This is a genomic window from Pseudomonas sp. VE 267-6A (assembly GCF_024126555.1).
Taxonomy (GTDB): domain Bacteria; phylum Pseudomonadota; class Gammaproteobacteria; order Pseudomonadales; family Pseudomonadaceae; genus Aquipseudomonas; species Aquipseudomonas palmensis.
The window spans coordinates 40,644-57,198 of record NZ_JAMYBY010000018.1; the positions used below are offsets into that span (position 1 = coordinate 40,644).

20 protein-coding genes are annotated in these 16,555 nt (G+C 63.1%); 13 read left to right on the plus strand and 7 right to left on the minus strand.

Annotated elements, in window-relative coordinates; translation table 11 throughout:
* Positions 1-53 precede the first annotated feature (53 nt).
* The 3 genes from NJH59_RS20195 (at position 54) to NJH59_RS20205 (ending at position 2,997) form a co-directional block, all read left to right on the plus strand.
* Positions 54-1,271: a YcaO-like family protein gene (locus NJH59_RS20195; RefSeq protein ID WP_054914966.1), complete on the plus strand. Its 1,218-nt coding sequence runs from the start codon at positions 54-56 to the stop codon at positions 1,269-1,271.
* A gap of 80 nt (positions 1,272-1,351) precedes the next feature.
* On the plus strand, positions 1,352-2,617 hold the full coding sequence (locus NJH59_RS20200; protein WP_253087232.1) for a PLP-dependent aspartate aminotransferase family protein: 1,266 nt from the start codon (positions 1,352-1,354) through the stop codon (positions 2,615-2,617).
* Positions 2,618-2,805: 188 nt separating this feature from the next.
* Complete coding sequence (locus NJH59_RS20205) at positions 2,806-2,997, plus strand: YhfL family protein (protein ID WP_043864211.1); 192 nt, start codon at positions 2,806-2,808, stop codon at positions 2,995-2,997.
* A 163-nt stretch (positions 2,998-3,160) separates the two neighbouring features.
* On the opposite strand, the gene NJH59_RS20210 is transcribed toward NJH59_RS20205, so the two are convergent.
* Entirely contained in the window at positions 3,161-3,388 is a 228-nt protein-coding gene (locus tag NJH59_RS20210) for a YdcH family protein (RefSeq protein ID WP_043864210.1), read from the minus strand.
* A 114-nt stretch (positions 3,389-3,502) separates the two neighbouring features.
* On the opposite strand from NJH59_RS20210, the gene NJH59_RS20215 reads away from it, so the two are divergent.
* The 5 genes from NJH59_RS20215 (at position 3,503) to NJH59_RS20235 (ending at position 8,234) form a co-directional block, all read left to right on the plus strand.
* Positions 3,503-3,868, plus strand: coding sequence for a 5-carboxymethyl-2-hydroxymuconate Delta-isomerase (locus NJH59_RS20215; RefSeq protein WP_058541519.1), 366 nt, complete (start codon positions 3,503-3,505; stop codon positions 3,866-3,868).
* A gap of 199 nt (positions 3,869-4,067) precedes the next feature.
* Positions 4,068-5,702, plus strand: a complete 1,635-nt coding sequence (locus tag NJH59_RS20220; protein ID WP_078481643.1) for a phosphoethanolamine transferase — start codon at positions 4,068-4,070, stop codon at positions 5,700-5,702.
* 97 nt (positions 5,703-5,799) lie between these two features.
* A complete protein-coding gene (gene rnd, locus NJH59_RS20225; RefSeq protein ID WP_043864207.1) occupies positions 5,800-6,933 on the plus strand; it encodes a ribonuclease D in 1,134 nt (377 codons plus the stop codon).
* Complete coding sequence (locus tag NJH59_RS20230; RefSeq protein WP_043864206.1) at positions 6,930-7,223, plus strand: YcgL domain-containing protein; 294 nt, start codon at positions 6,930-6,932, stop codon at positions 7,221-7,223. Before rnd ends, NJH59_RS20230 begins: the two co-directional genes overlap by 4 nt.
* A gap of 78 nt (positions 7,224-7,301) precedes the next feature.
* The gene (locus NJH59_RS20235) at positions 7,302-8,234 is read left to right on the plus strand and encodes a D-2-hydroxyacid dehydrogenase (RefSeq protein WP_043864205.1); all 933 of its coding nucleotides are present in this window, start codon (positions 7,302-7,304) and stop codon (positions 8,232-8,234) included.
* Between the two features lie 100 nt (positions 8,235-8,334).
* On the opposite strand, the gene NJH59_RS20240 is transcribed toward NJH59_RS20235, so the two are convergent.
* Positions 8,335-8,928 carry a nitroreductase family protein gene (locus tag NJH59_RS20240; protein WP_043864204.1) on the minus strand — a complete coding sequence of 198 codons (594 nt, stop codon included), beginning with the start codon at positions 8,926-8,928 and terminating at the stop codon, positions 8,335-8,337.
* A 152-nt stretch (positions 8,929-9,080) separates the two neighbouring features.
* On the opposite strand from NJH59_RS20240, the gene NJH59_RS20245 reads away from it, so the two are divergent.
* Both NJH59_RS20245 and NJH59_RS20250 read left to right on the plus strand, forming a co-directional pair.
* Positions 9,081-9,527: a YcgN family cysteine cluster protein gene (locus tag NJH59_RS20245; RefSeq protein ID WP_043864203.1), complete on the plus strand. Its 447-nt coding sequence runs from the start codon at positions 9,081-9,083 to the stop codon at positions 9,525-9,527.
* Positions 9,528-9,550: 23 nt separating this feature from the next.
* Positions 9,551-10,771 carry a hypothetical protein gene (locus NJH59_RS20250; protein WP_043864202.1) on the plus strand — a complete coding sequence of 407 codons (1,221 nt, stop codon included), beginning with the start codon at positions 9,551-9,553 and terminating at the stop codon, positions 10,769-10,771.
* On the opposite strand, the gene NJH59_RS20255 is transcribed toward NJH59_RS20250, so the two are convergent.
* The 3 genes from NJH59_RS20255 to NJH59_RS20265 form a co-directional block, all read right to left on the minus strand.
* A complete protein-coding gene (locus NJH59_RS20255) occupies positions 10,768-11,133 on the minus strand; it encodes a DUF2892 domain-containing protein (protein ID WP_043864201.1) in 366 nt (121 codons plus the stop codon). The two genes, NJH59_RS20250 and NJH59_RS20255, sit on opposite strands and share 4 nt — an antisense overlap.
* Positions 11,134-11,199: 66 nt before the next feature.
* Positions 11,200-11,670, minus strand: coding sequence for an RNA methyltransferase (locus NJH59_RS20260; protein WP_043864200.1), 471 nt, complete (start codon positions 11,668-11,670; stop codon positions 11,200-11,202).
* A gap of 65 nt (positions 11,671-11,735) precedes the next feature.
* Positions 11,736-12,110: a YajD family HNH nuclease gene (locus NJH59_RS20265; protein WP_043864199.1), complete on the minus strand. Its 375-nt coding sequence runs from the start codon at positions 12,108-12,110 to the stop codon at positions 11,736-11,738.
* Between the two features lie 126 nt (positions 12,111-12,236).
* On the opposite strand from NJH59_RS20265, the gene NJH59_RS20270 reads away from it, so the two are divergent.
* On the plus strand, positions 12,237-12,515 hold the full coding sequence (locus tag NJH59_RS20270) for a hypothetical protein (RefSeq protein ID WP_043864198.1): 279 nt from the start codon (positions 12,237-12,239) through the stop codon (positions 12,513-12,515).
* On the opposite strand, the gene NJH59_RS20275 is transcribed toward NJH59_RS20270, so the two are convergent.
* Both NJH59_RS20275 and NJH59_RS20280 read right to left on the minus strand, forming a co-directional pair.
* A complete protein-coding gene (locus NJH59_RS20275) occupies positions 12,512-12,985 on the minus strand; it encodes a cyclic nucleotide-binding domain-containing protein (RefSeq protein ID WP_043864197.1) in 474 nt (157 codons plus the stop codon). The genes NJH59_RS20270 and NJH59_RS20275 overlap by 4 nt on opposite strands.
* A 136-nt stretch (positions 12,986-13,121) precedes the next feature.
* On the minus strand, positions 13,122-15,173 hold the full coding sequence (locus NJH59_RS20280) for a S9 family peptidase (protein WP_100634618.1): 2,052 nt from the start codon (positions 15,171-15,173) through the stop codon (positions 13,122-13,124).
* An 84-nt stretch (positions 15,174-15,257) separates the two neighbouring features.
* On the opposite strand from NJH59_RS20280, the gene NJH59_RS20285 reads away from it, so the two are divergent.
* Both NJH59_RS20285 and NJH59_RS20290 read left to right on the plus strand, forming a co-directional pair.
* The gene (locus NJH59_RS20285; RefSeq protein ID WP_100634621.1) at positions 15,258-15,749 is read left to right on the plus strand and encodes an MFS transporter; all 492 of its coding nucleotides are present in this window, start codon (positions 15,258-15,260) and stop codon (positions 15,747-15,749) included.
* A 24-nt stretch (positions 15,750-15,773) separates the two neighbouring features.
* On the plus strand, positions 15,774-16,550 hold the full coding sequence (locus tag NJH59_RS20290) for a class II glutamine amidotransferase (protein WP_043864194.1): 777 nt from the start codon (positions 15,774-15,776) through the stop codon (positions 16,548-16,550).
* The last annotated feature ends 5 nt before the right edge of the window (positions 16,551-16,555 follow it).

Sequence of the window (16,555 nt, forward strand, 5' to 3'; positions counted from 1 at the left end):
GAGGCGCTTGCTGCGCCTCATTTTTCTTTCAGCGTATATGGAAATTCCAGCCGATGAACATGATTGCTCCCGAACGAACGTTGTCATTGCAAGATGCAGAAAGTGTGATAGATCAGCACTTTATCAACGAAGGAATACAGGTAACCCTGAACCGTTACGGTAGCCCGCTGTCCAGCACTGTGGCCACGCTTGAATTCCCCTTTGACAGCCGTGACATGGAGTCTGTCGGCTGCGGAAAAGGGTATGAAGCAGAGGCGCGCATCGGCGCCAAGTATGAAGCGTATGAACATAGCATGGGGCCACTTCAACTACGCTCCCATAGCGCCTTGCAGTGTTTTGATTCGGTTGTTTCCCAACCGGCCCTGCAGGACGTACTGCCGGTGCAGATGCTTCGTCATTCGAAGACTGCACAGATGGCTGTCATCCACTTTGCGGCGCATGAAGCATCAGGCGGCGCTGATCTGCACTACCCGTCATTCCTGATCAATCATCAGTATGCCAATGAAGCCATCGCTGGCGATGATACCGACTATGGCGCTGCGCGCCGATATTCCTGTGGTACGGGTGTGGCAGCAGGCTACGGGTTCGCCGAGGCGGCGATACATGCCGCGAGCGAAGTCATAGAGCGCCACGGTATCGGCCGCTTTATTGCACAGCACTTCTTTTACGAGTGCAAAACACCCATAAGAAAGATCGCTCACGCCTCGATGCCGCAAGCATTGCTGCAAACCTTGCGCGATGCGCAAGGTGCCATCGGGGCCTCGATCGAAGTGTTCGACGCCACCAGCCAGATACCCTATCCCGTTTTCATTGCCTATTGCCCAGACAAGACAATCGCCGATGTGCATGTGGTTGGCGGTGGCTGTTCGCTGTACCCGAGCCACGCCGCAGCACGCGCCATCAAGGAGCTGGTGCAGCAATACAAAGTCGCCGAAGGCCTGGAAGAGGTCACCCGGGAATGGACAGGTTCAAGGAACAACCTGGCACGGCACCCACGGCTGCTGCGGTGCCTGCGCCTGGCGTTTGATTCGACGCAGCGCGCCAGGATGACATCTGCCCCCATGCCACGCGACCCGGACAGAATGCCACTGGATCAACATTTGCTGCACCTGAAGCACGAGTGCTTCAAGGCGGATCATCCCATCTGGGTAAAGGAGCTGCATTGCAGCGCGGCCCAAGTGAGCCTGGCCTGTGCCGTCATGCCGAAAATGGAAAGGTTCTCCATCGTCTCGCTGGGTGGAAAAGTGGTGCCTTGCTACAAGTACGAGTAAACGGCACCACCCTCAGGTCGCCAGGGGCAGGTCATCATCAACGGGCTGGATCAGCCCTCTCTTTCGGAATCAGGCCATTCATGAGCCCAACCAAAAACGTGAGCCCGCGTGAACGGCAGCGCCGTGATTATCTGCTGTCTTCGCCACTCGGCGCTGCTACCCGCGCGATCCACCTGGGGCAACATGAGGCGGGCCTGGATCAGTTTCCAGTGCCCGCACTGATCTGCAATTCCGCGGCACTGTTGGACTCCGTTGAAGCGGGGAGGGACATGCTCGGCAATGCAGAGGGGGAAAACTTTGCCTACCAGCGCTACGCCAACCCCACCGTTTCCGTCCTGGAGGCGAAGTTTCGTGCCATCGAACACTGCGCCTACAGTCTGGCAGTCAACAGCGGAATGACCGCCTGCCTGCTGGTCTTTCGTGCGCTGCTGGGCGCAGGTGACCACGTCATCGTGCCCCGCGGCCTGTTCTATGAAGTGATCGAACAGCTTGAGGATGAAACACGTCAGCGTGGCATGACGCTGTCGGTCATTGAAGCGTACGAAACGGCGGCGTTTCAGGCGGCCCTGCGGCCCGACACCAGAATGATCTTTATCGAGGCACCCACCAACCCGGCTTTTCTGGACATCAATATTGCGGAACTGGCGAAACTTTGCATGAAGAACGCCGTTCTTCTGGTTGTCGACAATACCTTTCTAACGCCACTTTGCCAGAAGCCGTTGTCGCTGGGGGCGGCAGTGACCTTGTATTCCACCACCAAGCATATCAATGGGCACGGTGATGTAATGGGCGGGATGGTAAGTACCAATGACCCGGATCTGTTCAAGGCATTGAAGTCTCACAGGGAAAGTGCCGGGCTGATCCTCGACCCGTTTTCGGCCTGGCTTACGGTGCGTGGTTTGAGAACACTTGCGCTCAGATTGAAAAAGCATGCCGACAATGCACTTGCTGTCATTGCCATGTTGAATCAGGAGTTTCCCACGTTGCAATGGCGTGCCGTATGGTCGACCAGGAGCGCACAGGCCAACGGCATTGATCCGTCATTGCATACAGGTCTTATTGCCATTGTGTTGCCTTCGCAGGAAGCGGGCACAATCTTTGTTAGTCAACTGCAATTGATACGAACAGGTACCACCTTCGGGAACATTGAATCCCTGTGTTATCACTACGGTAGTTTTGCCCGAGCAGGCGGCACCGACCTGGAGCGAATGGGCGTACCTCGCGGGTTGGTCCGGATCTCTGTGGGGCTGGAAGACACCGACGATATCAATGCAGACATCAGGCGCGCACTGCGCCTTGCCATGCTCACCCAAGCCTCGGCAGCAGGCGAAGTGTCGCTGGTGTGAAGCTCGAGAATCTGAGCCGAAAATCAGAATGACCGTCGAAGTCGATTCGCAGGCCCTGCCCGGGCAACTAGCACGAACGTTCCATAAGACTTTGAAAGGTGTAACAAATCTTTTGATTTATTGTGCTGACCTCCCTACAATCGCCGCGCCATCAGTAAGACGGCGAATCGTAATTTAAGGGATTTAGAATGAAAAAGTTTATCAAGGCATCGGTCGCAATCGCTGTTGTTTCGGGTGTTGCCCTGCTGTCCGGTTGCACTGGCCAAGTGTACAACCAGCCAAAGAACTGCTCGTACGATTACCTGTTCCACCCTTCGGTTTCCATCTCCAAGGTTATTGGTGGCTGCGGTCCAATCGACAAACTGCCGCAGCAGCAGTAAGTTTGGCGTGATCAGGCCATTGCGGCCTGATCAAGAAACCCCGACACGCCAAGTGTCGGGGTTTTTTTTGGCTTGCCAATTACCTGGCAAAAAGTTGATATCAAAATGATATTAACTGTTGTGGTCAACCAAGATTTATCCAGCATGGCAAGCGGTACAACGCCTAGGCTTTGAGATGGTCGACGATCTCATCCTTGGTCAGCAGCCGTTTCTTGCGCAGTTCCGTCACCTGATCGTCCGTGGCGCTGCCGCTTTCTGCCTCGACCACTTGGGCGTCGATCGCGTTGTACTTCTCGTGCAACGTACTGAGCCGCGGGTCGGTTTTCTTTTTTTCGTCGAAGGCTTCCCTGGTCAGATTCAGGTCTGCAAGCAAATCGTGTTTGACCGGCATCTCTTCACCTCTGCTGATAGGTTGGTGGGCATGAACCTTCAGGATAGACGCGTTTGCCGCCACCCGCAGATGGGGTAGTCTGTCGAATCATTTCCCCCGACGGACGCCCGAGTCATGCCCCATCTGCACCTGGAATACAGCGCCAACCTGCGCGAGCTTGAAGTCGACAAGGTTCTGCTGCGCCTGAATCACGCGCTGGTCGGCAGTGGTCAGTTCGCCCAGGAACTGGATATCAAGAGTCGCGCGCGCGCCTTCGAACATTTTCGTGTGGGCGTGGCCCCGGTCGAGCGGGCATTTGTCTGTGTGCGGCTGTCGCTGCTCAGCGGCCGCTCCCCGGAGGTCAAGAAGCAGCTCTCGGGCAGCCTGCTCGAGGTGCTCAAGGATGCGGTGGTCGAGGTGAGCGGTCGCGAGCTTCAGTTGAGCGTCGAGCTGGTCGACATGGACCGCGACAGCTACGCCAAGGTACTGTTGCCCGCCTGACCGCTGTTCGGGAGCAGGGCGACAGGCCCTGCTCCTGAATAAAGGCTGAACAAGAAGTGTTCTGCCCTTCGCTCAATAAAGTGCAATTATTTGTTGGCGTCTTTTTCACGAAAAATTGATGGCACCCTGCCTACAGTCCGCCTTGTTTTTAATTGATGTTGCAATGACATCGTCCCGGACTTTCAAGAAGCGAAGCGCCATGTTCAAGTTAAAACCCCTGCGTGCCGAATGGGTAACGTTGATTGCCAGCCTGTACCTGTTGATCGGTTTCAACGCGGTACTGTGGCAGCATGTTTTCAGTATCGTGCCGGGGGATGCCCCGGGCCTGGTGCTGCGCCTGGCGTTTGCCGTGCTGGTGTTCTGCGCGTTCAACCTGGTGCTGACCCTGGTGGCCTTCCGGCCCGTGTTCAAGCCGGTGCTGGCGGGGTTGTTCCTTGTCAGCGCGGGGGTGGCCTACTTCATGAATCGCTACGGCGTGCTGATCGATGTGGGCATGTTGCGCAATACCATGGAAACCAATGCCACCGAAGTGCGTGATCTGCTCTCGTTCACGTTGGCCGGCTATATCCTGTTACTGGGCGTAGTGCCGAGTATTCTTTTATATAAAACCCCGATTCTTTATCGCACCTTCCCCCGCGAGTTGTTGAGCAAGTTGGTGGTCGGTACGGCCAGCGCAACAGTACTGGGCGCGGTGGCATTGCTCAATTACCAGGGGCTTTCCTCGTTGTTTCGCAATCACCATGAACTGCACCTGATGGTCGTGCCCAGCAACTATGTCGGCGCCGCAGTAGCCTATGTCAGCGAGCAGCTAGGCAGCGCGCATGTACCGTTGCGCCGCATTGGCGAAGATGCCGTGCGCCCGCTGGCGGTAACGCCCCAGGCCCGCAAGTCGTTGACCGTGCTGGTGGTGGGCGAGAGCGCCCGCGCACAGAACTTCGGCCTGCTCGGTTACGACCGCGATACCACGCCTCAGCTGAGCAAGGAGGCGGGGCTGGTGGCCTTCAGCGACGTGCATTCGTGCGGCACCGAAACGGCGGTGTCGGTACCCTGCATGTTCTCCACCTTCACCCGCAAGCAGTATGACGCCAGCAAGGCCAGGAACCAGGAGGGCCTGCTCGACGTGCTGCAGCGTGCCGGCATCGCGGTGCACTGGCGCGACAACCAGTCCGGCTGCAAGGGCACCTGCGATCGCGTGGCGTTCGAGGATGTCAGCAACCTCAAGGACCCGGCCCTGTGCGCCGACAGCGAATGCCACGACGAAATCCTGTTGAAGGGGCTGGAGGCGATGCTCGACAACCTGCAGCAGGACACCGTGCTGGTACTGCACCAGATGGGCAGCCACGGGCCGGAGTACTTCAAGCGCTACCCCAAGGCCTACGAGCGTTTCACCCCGGTGTGCCGCAGCAATGCCCTGGACAAGTGCGACCGCCAGAGCATCATCAATGGCTACGACAACACCCTGGTGTACACCGACCACGTGCTGGCCACGCTGATCGACGTCCTGCGCAGCCGCCAGGACAAGGTCGACACCGCCATGCTGTACCTGTCCGACCATGGCGAGTCGCTGGGTGAGTACAACCTGTTCCTGCACGGCACGCCCTACATGCTCGCTCCCGAGCAGCAGAAGCACATACCGATGCTGGCGTGGTTTTCCGATGGCTATCGCAAGGACTATGCCGTCGATACCGACTGTCTGCAGCGCTCGCGCAACCAGCCGCTGAGCCAGGACAACCTGTTCCATTCAATGCTCGGCCTGCTGCGGGTGCACACCTCGGTGTACGACCCGCAACTGGACATGTTCGCCAGTTGCCGTCCGGTGGTCGCTACACACTGACCGCGTGCGCAGGCTGGCGAGGGAACGGCGGTCGAGCGGTTTCCCGGCGGTGGCCTGCGCCGTATATACTGCGCGCCATTGTTCGTGGGAGAGCCTTGTGGCCATCGATATTCACTGGATTTGCGACGACCGCAGCCTGGCCGAGCACTGCCGACAGTGGCGGCAGTTGCCTTATGTAGCGCTTGATACCGAATTCATGCGGGTTGACACGTTTTACCCCATCGCCGGTTTGATCCAGGTCGGCGACGGGCAGCGTGCCTTTCTGATCGATCCGTTGCTGATCGGCGACTGGCAGCCGCTGGCCGAGCTGCTCGAAGACAGCGCCGTGACCAAGGTGCTGCATGCCTGCAGCGAAGATCTCGAAGTGCTGATGCGCCTGACCGGCAGCCTGCCGGCGCCGCTGTTCGACACCCAACTGGCCGCCGGCTACCTGAATCTCGGGTTCTCCATGGGCTACTCGCGACTGGTGCAGGAAGTACTCGGCATCGAGCTGCCCAAGGGCGAGACCCGTTCGGACTGGCTGCAGCGCCCGCTGTCGGAAACCCAGGTCAGCTACGCCGCCGAAGATGCCGTGCACCTGGCCGAAGTCTACGAGCGCCTGCGCCCGCAGCTGTCCGAAGACAAGAATGCCTGGGTGCTGGAAGACGGCGCCGAGCTGGTAGCCCAACTGCGCCGCGAAACCGACCCCTACGAGCTGTACCGTGATGCCAAGCTGGCCTGGAAGCTGTCGCGTGCGCAACTGGCGGTGCTGCGCGAGCTGTGCGCCTGGCGCGAACGCGAGGCGCGTGCGCGCAACCTGCCGCGCAACCGGGTGCTGCGCGAGCAATCGCTGTGGCCTCTGGCCCGTACCCAGCCCGACAATCTGTCGGCCCTGGCCAAGATCGAAGACATGCACCCGCGCACCATTCGCCAGGATGGCGAGTTCCTGCTCGAGCTGATCAAGAAGGCCGCCAGCGTGCCGCCCAGCGAGTGGCCGCCGGCCCTGCCCGAGCCCTTGCCGATCGAGGCTTCGGCGCTGCTCAAGCAGCTGCGTGCCATCGGCCAGGCCGAAGGCGAGCGCCTGGGCATCGCGCCCGAACTGATGCTGCGAAAGAAAACCCTCGAGGCGCTGCTCAAGAGCGGCTACCCCAACGGGCCCTATCAACTGCCTGATTCGTTGCGCGGCTGGCGCCGCGAGCGGATGGGCCAGGCGCTGCTCGATTGCCTGGCCGGCACCGGAGACCAGCCATGAAACGTATCTGCTCGATCTACAAGAGCCCGCGCAAGAATGAAATGTACCTCTACGTGCTCAAGGCCGATGGCCTGGAGCGCGTGCCCGAGGGGCTGCTGCCGGCCTTTGGCAAGCCGGTGCATGCCTTCGACCTGGTGTTGACCCCCGAACGCCAACTGGCCCGCGAAGACATCACCCAGGTGCTGGCCAATCTGGAGAAGCAGGGCTACCACCTGCAGATGCCGCCACTTGAAGACGAGTACATCGAGCATCTTCCCGAAGAGCTGTTGCGGCGCAACGACCCGGTCTGAGCTTTTTTCTGTCTTGCATGGCGCGGCCCGCGCAGTGAGCGGGCCAGCGCCGTGGTTTATGCCAAGGTTATCCAAAACATGCGCGTTCTGATCGTTGAACAGGATCATGCCCTTTACGCTCGCCTGCTGCGCGAGATGGCACCGGACCTCGAGGTAGTGACCAGCGGCGACTCTGCCGAACTGTCGAAGCTGGCAGCAGAGTGCCCGGTGTGGCTCGGCCAGCCCGATCTGCTGGCCACCCTGCTGCGTCAGGGCCACGGCCCTGCCTGGGTGCAGTCGACCTGGGCCGGCATCACCCCGCTGTTGGTCGACGGCTTGCCGCGTGGCTATCGCCTGACGCGGGCGGTGGGCATCTTTGGCCAGGTGATGGCCGAGTACGTGCTCACCTACATGCTCGGCCATGAGCGCGAGGTGCTCGCGCGCGTGCTCAGCCAGGTGGAACGCAAGTGGGACGGGCGCCTGGGGCGCAGCCTGGAAGGGCGGCGCGTGCTGATCGTGGGCACCGGTGACATCGGCCAGCAGGTTGCCGAGTTCCTGCTGCCCTTCGGTGTCACCTTGTATGGCGTGGCCAGCCAGGCCCGCGTACAGGCGCCGTTTGTCGAGGTGGCCGGCCTGGATGAGCTGGGACGGTTGGTGGGCGAGGTGGATTATGTGGTCAACCTGCTGCCCGACACGCCTGCCACCCACGACCTGTACAACGCCGCGCTGTTCGCCAGGTTCAACCCCCAGGCGCTGTTCATCAATGCCGGGCGTGGGGTGTCGGTGGTCGATGCCGACCTGGTCGAGGCGCTGAAGCTGGGGCACCTGGCGGGCGCGGTGATCGATGTATGCCGCCAGGAGCCGCTGCCGCAGCGTCATCCGTTCTGGACCGCCTGGGGCCTGCTGCTGACCGGGCACAGCTCGGCGCCGACCTCGCCGACGGCGATGGTGCGTTTGTTCGTGGAGAATCTGCGGGCATACGAGGCGGGGCAGGCGTTGCGTGGCGAGGTGGATTTCGAGCGGGGCTACTGACTGAAACCGCGTCGCAGCCGTCGTTGGCAAGGCCGGCGCCTACAGGAGATGCCTGCAGGAGCCGGCCTTGCCGGCGAACGGGGCGCCGCGAACTTCAGCCCTACAGGCTGAAATCACCCTCGGCCGCCAGCTCGCTCAACGGCTTGCGCGGGCTTGGAACTTCGCGGGCCTGCAGGTACTCGGCCAGGCTGGCCTTGTCGCCCAGCTTGCCGATGGCGACCATCGCATGCAGTTCATAGCCGTCCGGAATCTTCAGCTCCTTGCGCGCCAGCGCCTGGTCGAACCCGGCCATGCCGTGGGTATGCCAGCCACTGATGCTGGCCTGCAACGCCAGGTGGCCCCAGGCCGAGCCGGTGTCGAAGGTGTGCCACAGCGCCGGGGTTTCTTCGCTGGCGCCAGGGGCGGTAAAGGTGGTCTTGGAAATCACCAGCACCAGCGCCGAGGCGTGCTGGGCCCAGCTGCGGTTGAATTCGTTGAGCAGGCCCAGGAAGCGCTCCCAGTTCGGCGTGTCACGGCGCGCGAACAGAAAGCGCCACGGCTGCGAGTTGTAGGCCGAGGGGGCCCAGCGCGCCGCTTCGAAGAAGCTCAGCAGGGTGTCTTCGGCAATCGGTTCGGCGGTAAACGCCCGGGGCGACCAGCGCTGGATGAACTGCTCGGCAATGGCATAGTCGGCAACGCGAGGGTTGGCACTCATGGAGGGGTTCCTGACAGGGTGGGAAAACACACAGCCTGTCAAACTACTGCGTGGCGCCAGCCCTGACAAGCGGTCTGGCAAAGCCCGGCCACACGCCCTAGACTGGCGCCGCCACGCGCGCGCACTTGAATTGAAACAGGACAAAACGCACCATGCCTGCCACCCAACCCTTCTGGATCAGCAAGCCCCTCGATCAGCTCGATCGCCAGGAGTGGGAGTCGCTGTGCGATGGGTGCGGCCTGTGCTGCCTGCAAAAGCTCGAGGACGAAGACGACAACAGCGTCTACTACACCAGCATTGCCTGCAAGCTGCTCGACCTCAAGACCTGCCAGTGCAGCGATTACCCCAACCGCTTTGCCTCGGTACCCGACTGCATCCAGCTCACCCCGGGCAAGGCCGACCAGTTCAAGTGGCTGCCGCCCACCTGTGGCTATCGGCTGGTCAGCGAGGGCAAGGACCTGCCCAGCTGGCATCACCTGGTCAGTGGCGATCGCGAGCAGGTGCACAAGCAACGCATTTCGTGGTCTGGCCGCATGCTCAGTGAAGACAGCGTGGCCGAAGACGATTGGGAAGACTATCTGATTTTCCGCGCCGGCTGAGGCTGCGGCGCAAGGGGATGTGAATGGAGATACGTCGCTGTTTGCTGGGGGCTGCGCTGTTGCTGGCGAGCCATGGCGCCTGGGCGAAGAAGGTCGATCTGGATTACCACGTGCGCCTGCTGCCCCAGAGCGGGCAGGCCGAGGTGCGCCTGACCCTGGCCGACGGCGCAGCGGTGCGCAGCCTGGATTTCGACCTGGGCAAGGAAGCCGTCTACAGCGATTTCAAGGCCGATGGCGCCTGGCAGTTGCAGGCCGGAGCACGCCGTGGCCTGTGGCAGCCGGGGGCGGGAGTGTCCAGCCTGAGCTACCGGGTACAGCTTAACCATGCCCTGAAGAACGCCGGCTACGACAGCCGCATCACTGCGCAATGGGCCTTGTTCCGGGGCGATGACCTGGTGCCTGCCGCGCGCCTCGACCAGCAGGACGGCACCGAGCTGGTCGCGCGCCTGGTGTTCGAGTTGCCGGGCGACTGGAAGAGTGTCGAAACGCCCTGGCCGCGGATTGGCAAGCAGCGTTTCCGCATCGACAACCCTTCGCGGTTGTTCGACCGACCTACCGGCTGGATGCTCGCCGGCAACCTGGGCAGCCGGCGCACCCGTCTGGGCGAGACCGAGGTCACCGTCGCCGGGCCCCAGGGCCAGGGCCTGCGGCGCATGGACACCCTGACCCTGCTGACCTTCGTGTGGCCACAGCTGCAGAGCGTGTTCCCGCGCAACCCGCCCAAGCTGCTGCTGGTGGGCGCCCGCGACCAGTTGTGGCGCGGCACCCGGGCCGGCTACCACTCGATCTACCTCAACAGCAATCGCCCGTTGGTCAACGAGAACGGCAGCAGCCCGTTGTTGCGCGAACTGGTGCGGGTGTTCGCCCAGGTCAACGACCAGGAGCGCAGTGACTGGATTGGCGAGGGGCTGGCCGAATACTACGGCATCGAACTGCTGCGCCGTGCCGGCGGCATCACCGAGGACCGCTACCAGGCGGTGCAGGCCCGGTTGGCCAGGCAGGGCGAAAAGGTCACCACGCTGCGCGGCGAGCAGATCACCGATGCGGGGGTGGCCCGTGCGGTGTTGCTGCTGCAGGCGCTGGACCGCGAGATCCGCCTGCACACGCATAACCAGCGTTCGCTGGACGACGTGACCCAGGGCCTGATGCGCCTCAACAGCGTCAGCACTGCGGAGTTCATCCAGCTCAGTGAAAACGTGCTGGGACGTGGCTCCGAGGTGCTGGACACCAAGCTGTTGCGTTAGGCCTTGGGGCTTTTGAGCGAATCGTTGCCGGTGACCGTGGCGCTGTGGGTGGCCGCTTGCGCATTGGCCTTCAGCACGCTGAGCTCTTCACCGGTGCGTTCGATCTTGCTGCGGATCTGATCCAGGTCGCGGCGCCCGCGCTCGATCAGGCTCTTGGCCGAACTGTGTCCGGTGATGCCCCGGGCCAGCGCCACGCCGCCGATGGCGATCTGGATCAGGCCGAAGAAACCGCCGCGACGCAGTCCCTTGCCGACCATCACCACACCCGTGGCCAGGGAGCCAGCGCGCTCCCAGCCTTGCACGTTGTGTTCGGTCTTGCTCTGAAACGGTGTGGCCAGGGTCAGGGTCTTGTTCTGGGACATGGTCGTACTCCTGTGGGGGCATGGATAGTCAGCAGACCGCCAGGGCCGCCAGGACGTTCCCGCGGATTACTTGAATTTGGGCCCGGAGCGGGTGTTCAGGCCCTTGGCCATGCGGTCGTAGAGCACCACGTTGACGGTGGCAGCGAGGTTCATGCAGCCATTGGTCGGGATGTAGATGGTCTCTTCGCACCAGGCGCGCACGTCGGCATCCAGCGAGCCGTCTTCAGGGCCGAAGATGTAGATCGCGCGGTCGGGGTGAGTGTATTCGGGCAGCGGGCGGGCGCCCTCGACCAGTTCGACGGCAACCGGTGTGCAGCCCAGCGGGATGATCTTCTGCAGGTCGTCGATGCCGATCAGCGGGATGTCGTAGTGCACCCGCTTGGTGTCGGTGACGAAGTCGCGGGCGCGCTCGTAGCGCTTGCCGGTGTAGAACACCGAGTTCACGCCATAGCAACCCGCCGCACGCATCACCGAACCGACGTTCTCCGCTGATTTGGGGTTGAACAGACCAATGCAGCTGTACCGTTTGTTCGCCACGTGCCGGGGCCCTTGAGAAAAAAGACGCGATTATACGGGCTTGCCGGCACGGGTGGGGCGCAGGGTCAGTCTTTCTTGAGCAGCCCGGCCAGCCCGGCGAACGGGTTATGGGTGGCCTTGGCGATGCTTGGGCTGGCGGTGGAGCCTTCGCTGAAGTACTGCTGGTCGGTGTAGCGCGAGTGCTCGTTGTCGTGGCAGTACAGGCACAGCAGTTCCCAGTTCGAACCGTCCTGGGGGTTGTTGTCGTGGTTGTGGTCGCGGTGGTGCACGGTCAGTTCGCTCAGGCGCTTGCCGGCGAATTCGCGGGCGCAGCGGCCGCACACGTGGGGGTACATGCGCAGGGCCTTGTCGCGGTAGCCCATTTCCTTGTCGCGCTTGGCATCGGCGAGGATGCGGTCCAGCCGCGCGGTGGCGGCGGCGGAAGAGGTTGCCGAACTCATGGTTGTACCTTTCTCGGGCTTGTTACGGTTATGCCGTGAAGTTTAGCGCCATGACGGGCATTTCGGACAGGCAAACCGCAGCGCTTGCGCGTAGCCTGTAGGCAGCACTCTCCAGGAGCCCGCCCCATGCGCCATGCGAGCATTGCCCTGCTGTTGATTGCCTGGCTCGGCCAGGCCCAGGCTGCGGACCTGCAGCCACGCACCCTCGCACCGGTACCGGGTGCACCGGGTACGCCCACGCCCACCCCTTACCCGCAGGTGGCCCCGTCGACCATCCCCCGTGCAGGGCAAGGCTCGTCGGGTGCGCCGCTGTTGCCGCCGATTCCCTTGCCCAGCCCGCCGAAGGACCAGCCGCTGCCAGGGCTTGCGCCGGATGCCGGCAAGGACAAACCGCGCGAGGGCTAGACCTGCTGCGAGAGACGCTGGCCGTCGAGCATGCGCAGGCGACGCGACAGTGCCACGGCCAGGGCGCGGATGATCTTGGCGGCCACCTTGGGCGTTTCGTTGAGCATTTTTTCCAGTGAGTCCTTGCCCAGGTTGAGCAGTTGACAGTCGCTGGCGGCCACGCAGCTGGCCGATCGGCGTTCGCCGTCCAGCACGGCCATCTCGCCAAAGGCGCGGCCCTTGCGCAGGGTGGCGATCTCCACCTGATGCTCGTCGGGGTCGGTCTTGCGTACCGATACCTGGCCCGCGTGGATGATGCACATGAAGGTGCCGGCATCGCCTTCGTGGAAGATTTCCTCGCCCTGGGCGATGGTGCTGATGCTGAAGTAGCCGGCAGCGGTCTGAAAGTCAGGCGGCAGCAGTTGGTCGAACAGGCCGCAGTCCATGAGCATGTCGCGAATTTCGTTGTTCAGGGAGGTCGGGTCGGGCATCGCGGTTGGTCTTTTTCTTGGAGGTTTGTGGTGTCTGGTTTTCGCCGGCAAGGCCGGCTCCTGCAATGGCCAGTGCATAGCTTGCAGGAGCCGGCGTTACCGGCGAATTGCTGATTCAGACAACAGAAATCCTGAATTACACCAGGCCCAGCACTTTAAATACGAACGCGTACTCCAGTGCCACGTCCTTGAGCCCCTGGTAGCGCCCGCTCATGCCGCCATGCCCGGCGCCCAGCTCGGTCTTGAGCAGCAGCAGGTTGTCATCGGTCTTGTGCACGCGCAGCTTGGCCACCCACTTGGCCGCCTCCCAGTACTGCACGCGGCTGTCATTGTAACCGGCCACCACCAGCAGGGCAGGGTAGGCCTGGGCCTTCACGTTCTCGTAGGGCGCATACGCCTTGATGCGCGCATACACCTCGGGCTCCTGCGGGTTGCCCCACTCGTCATACTCGGTGACAGTCAGCGGCAGATCGGGGTCGAGCATGGTGTTGAGCACGTCGACGAACGGCACCTCGGCAATCGCCGCCTTGAACAGCTCGGGACGCTGGTTGAGCACCGCGCCGATCAGCAGCCCGCCGGCACTGCCGCCACTGATCGCCAGGTGCTCGGCATCGGTCACGCCGGTGGCGATCAGGTGTTCGGCGCAGGCGATGAAGTCGCTGAAGGTGTTGGGCTTGTGCTCCTGCTTGCCGGCCCGGTACCAGGCCTCGCCCAGTTCGCCGCCGCCGCGCACGTGGGCAATGGCGAAGGCCACGCCGCGCTCCAGCAGGCTCAGGCGCGCATGGGAAAACCACGGGTCCAGGCTTTCGCCGTAGGCACCGTAGCCGTACAGGTACAGCGGCACCGGCTTGCCGAGGTCCTCACGGCGCTGAACCAGGCTGATCGGTACCTGCGTGCCGTCGCCGGCGGTGGCCCACAGGCGCTGGCTGACGTAGGCGTCGGGGTCGAACGGGCCGAGCACCGGGGTCTGCTTGAGCACCTGCTGCTGACCATCGGCAAGCGTCAGCTGGCGTACCTGCGCAGGGCGGTTCAGCGCCTCGTAGCGCAGGCGGATGCGTGGGCTGTCGAACTCCAGGCTGTCCTGCACGTACAGGCTGTAGGCTGCATCCGGCAGCTCGACGCGGTAGGCGGGCAGGCCGTGGGGGCGCACCTCGATGATCGGCAGGCCGCCCTCGCGCAGGCTCAGGGTCAGGGCGCTGGCGTTCAGGGTCAGCCCCTCGAGCATCACGGTGTCGCGGTGCGGCACAAGTACCTGCCACTGCTCGTGGGTTGGCAGGGTGTCGGCCGGGCCGTGGAACAGGGCGAAATTGATGCCTTGCTGGTTGCTGCGGATGAACCAGTGCCAGTGGCCGTTCAACTGGCCATGGTCAGGGTAGTACTCATGGCCTTCGACCCGTGGTGCCAGGCAGGTGAACGCCTGTTCCGGGGTGTGCGCATCCAGTACCCAGGCCTCGCTGGTGGTCTTGCTGTTGAGCAGCAGGATCAGCTGGCGCTCGGAGCTGGCGCGGTAGCAGTGCAGGAAGAAGCGACCGTCGGCCTCCTCGAACACCTGCACCGCCCCTTGGGTGCCCAGGCGATGACGCATCAGCCGGTGCGGGCGGTGGGTGTCGTCCAGTTCGGCGAAGAACAGCGTCTGGCTGTCGTTGGCCCAGGTCATGCTGCCGTCGCAGTCTTCGAACGGCAGCTGCTCGACCGCGCCGCTGGCCAGGTCCTTGACGTACAGGGTGTAGACCTCGTCGCCGCTGGTATCCAGGCTGTAGGCCAGGCGCTGGTGGTCGGGGCTGATGTTGAAGGCGCCCAGGCTGAGGAAGCCGCCGGCGGCCAGCAGGTTGGGGTCCAGCAGCAGCTCTTCGCGGCTTTCATCGACCGTCGGCGAATCGTCGGCCGGGCGTGGGCAGCGGTAATGACGCGGGTACTCGTCGCCGGCGGTGGTGCGGGTGTAGTAAAGGTAGGGGCCCCAGGGCGAGGCCAGCGACAGGTCGGTTTCGAGAATGCGGCCACGGATCTCTTCGAACAGCTGCTCGCGCAACCCGGCCTGGTCGGCCAGTTGCGCCTCCTGATAGGCGTTTTCCGCGTTCAGGTAGGCCAGCACCTCGGGGGTGTCCCGGGCCTGCAACCAGGCATAGGGATCGGTGCCGGCATCCTGGCGGGCGATCGGGGCTTGGGGGGCGTTGGCAGCTGCGGACATGCGGGGTTCTCTTTGCTGGGGCGCGCCTGCGCGCTGAAAAGTCGTTATCATAAGCATCTATTTGCCTAGCTTGCCACGGACGCCATGACCGAGAACGATTATCTGCTCGCCTGGGGACTCTATGCCCTGGCCGCCCTGGGTTGCCTGCTGGTGGGCTTTCGCCTGACCGCGTGGATGTGGCGCTGGTTGCGCGAGCCGCTGCGGGTGATCATGGCAGTGCTGCTGCTGACCCCGACCATCATCGACCCGGTGAAGGAGAAGTTTGCCCCGGCCATTGCCATCACTGCCCTGGACCTGGCCTTCAAGGTCGGCAACAACGTGCTGCGCGCCGCGTCCGACCTGGCCATGTACGGCATGATCGCGTTCATCCTGTATGCCGTGTTCGTGCTGCTGCGCTGGCCGCTGGAGCGCCGTGCCAAGGCCCGCCGCGCCGCTGCCGAAGCCGCCGCCAGGCGCGATGCCGACGAGCCGCTGGACGACCAGCCGTTCGCCGCCGACAGCCGTGACCGCTACCGCAGCGAACCCCCTGAAGCACCCGCCGGCGGCAGCCGCGAGCGCCTCGAACCGCGTTTGTAAGATCCGCCCTGGAGCGACCCCTGCATGTGTGAATTACTGGGCATGAGCGCCAATGTCCCTACCGATATCGTGTTCAGCTTCACCGGGCTGATGCAGCGTGGCGGACGTACCGGGCCGCACCGTGACGGCTGGGGCATCGGCTTCTATGAAGGCCGTGGCCTGCGCCTGTTCCAGGACCCGGCGGCCAGCTGCGAGTCGGAAGTCGCCAACCTGGTGCAGCGTTATCCGATCAAGAGCGAGGTGGTCATCGGCCACATTCGCCAGGCCAACGTGGGCAAGGTGTGCCTGTCCAACACCCACCCGTTCGTGCGCGAACTGTGGGGGCGCAACTGGTGCTTCGCACACAACGGCCAGCTGGGCGACTTCCAGGGGCAACGCACCTTCTACCGCCCGGTGGGCGATACCGACAGCGAGGCCGCCTTCTGCGACCTGCTCAACCGCATCCGCGAGGCATTCCCCGAACCGGTCGAGGTCGAGGAGCTGATCCCGGTGCTGGTGCAGGCCTGCGCCGAGTTCCGTGGCAAGGGCGTGTTCAACTGCCTGCTCAGCGATGGCGACTGGCTGTTCTGCTTCTGTTCGACCAAGCTGGTACACATCACCCGGCGTGCACCGTTCGGCCCGGCGCGGCTCAAGGACGTGGACATGATCGTCGACTTCCAGGCCGAGACCACGCCCAACGACGTGGTCACCGTCATTGCCACCGAGGCCTTGACCGAGGACGAGATCTGGCACCGCTACGAGCCTGGCCAGTGGGGCCTGTGGCGGCGCGGTGAATGCATTGCCCAGGGTCAGGCCAGCTAAGGATC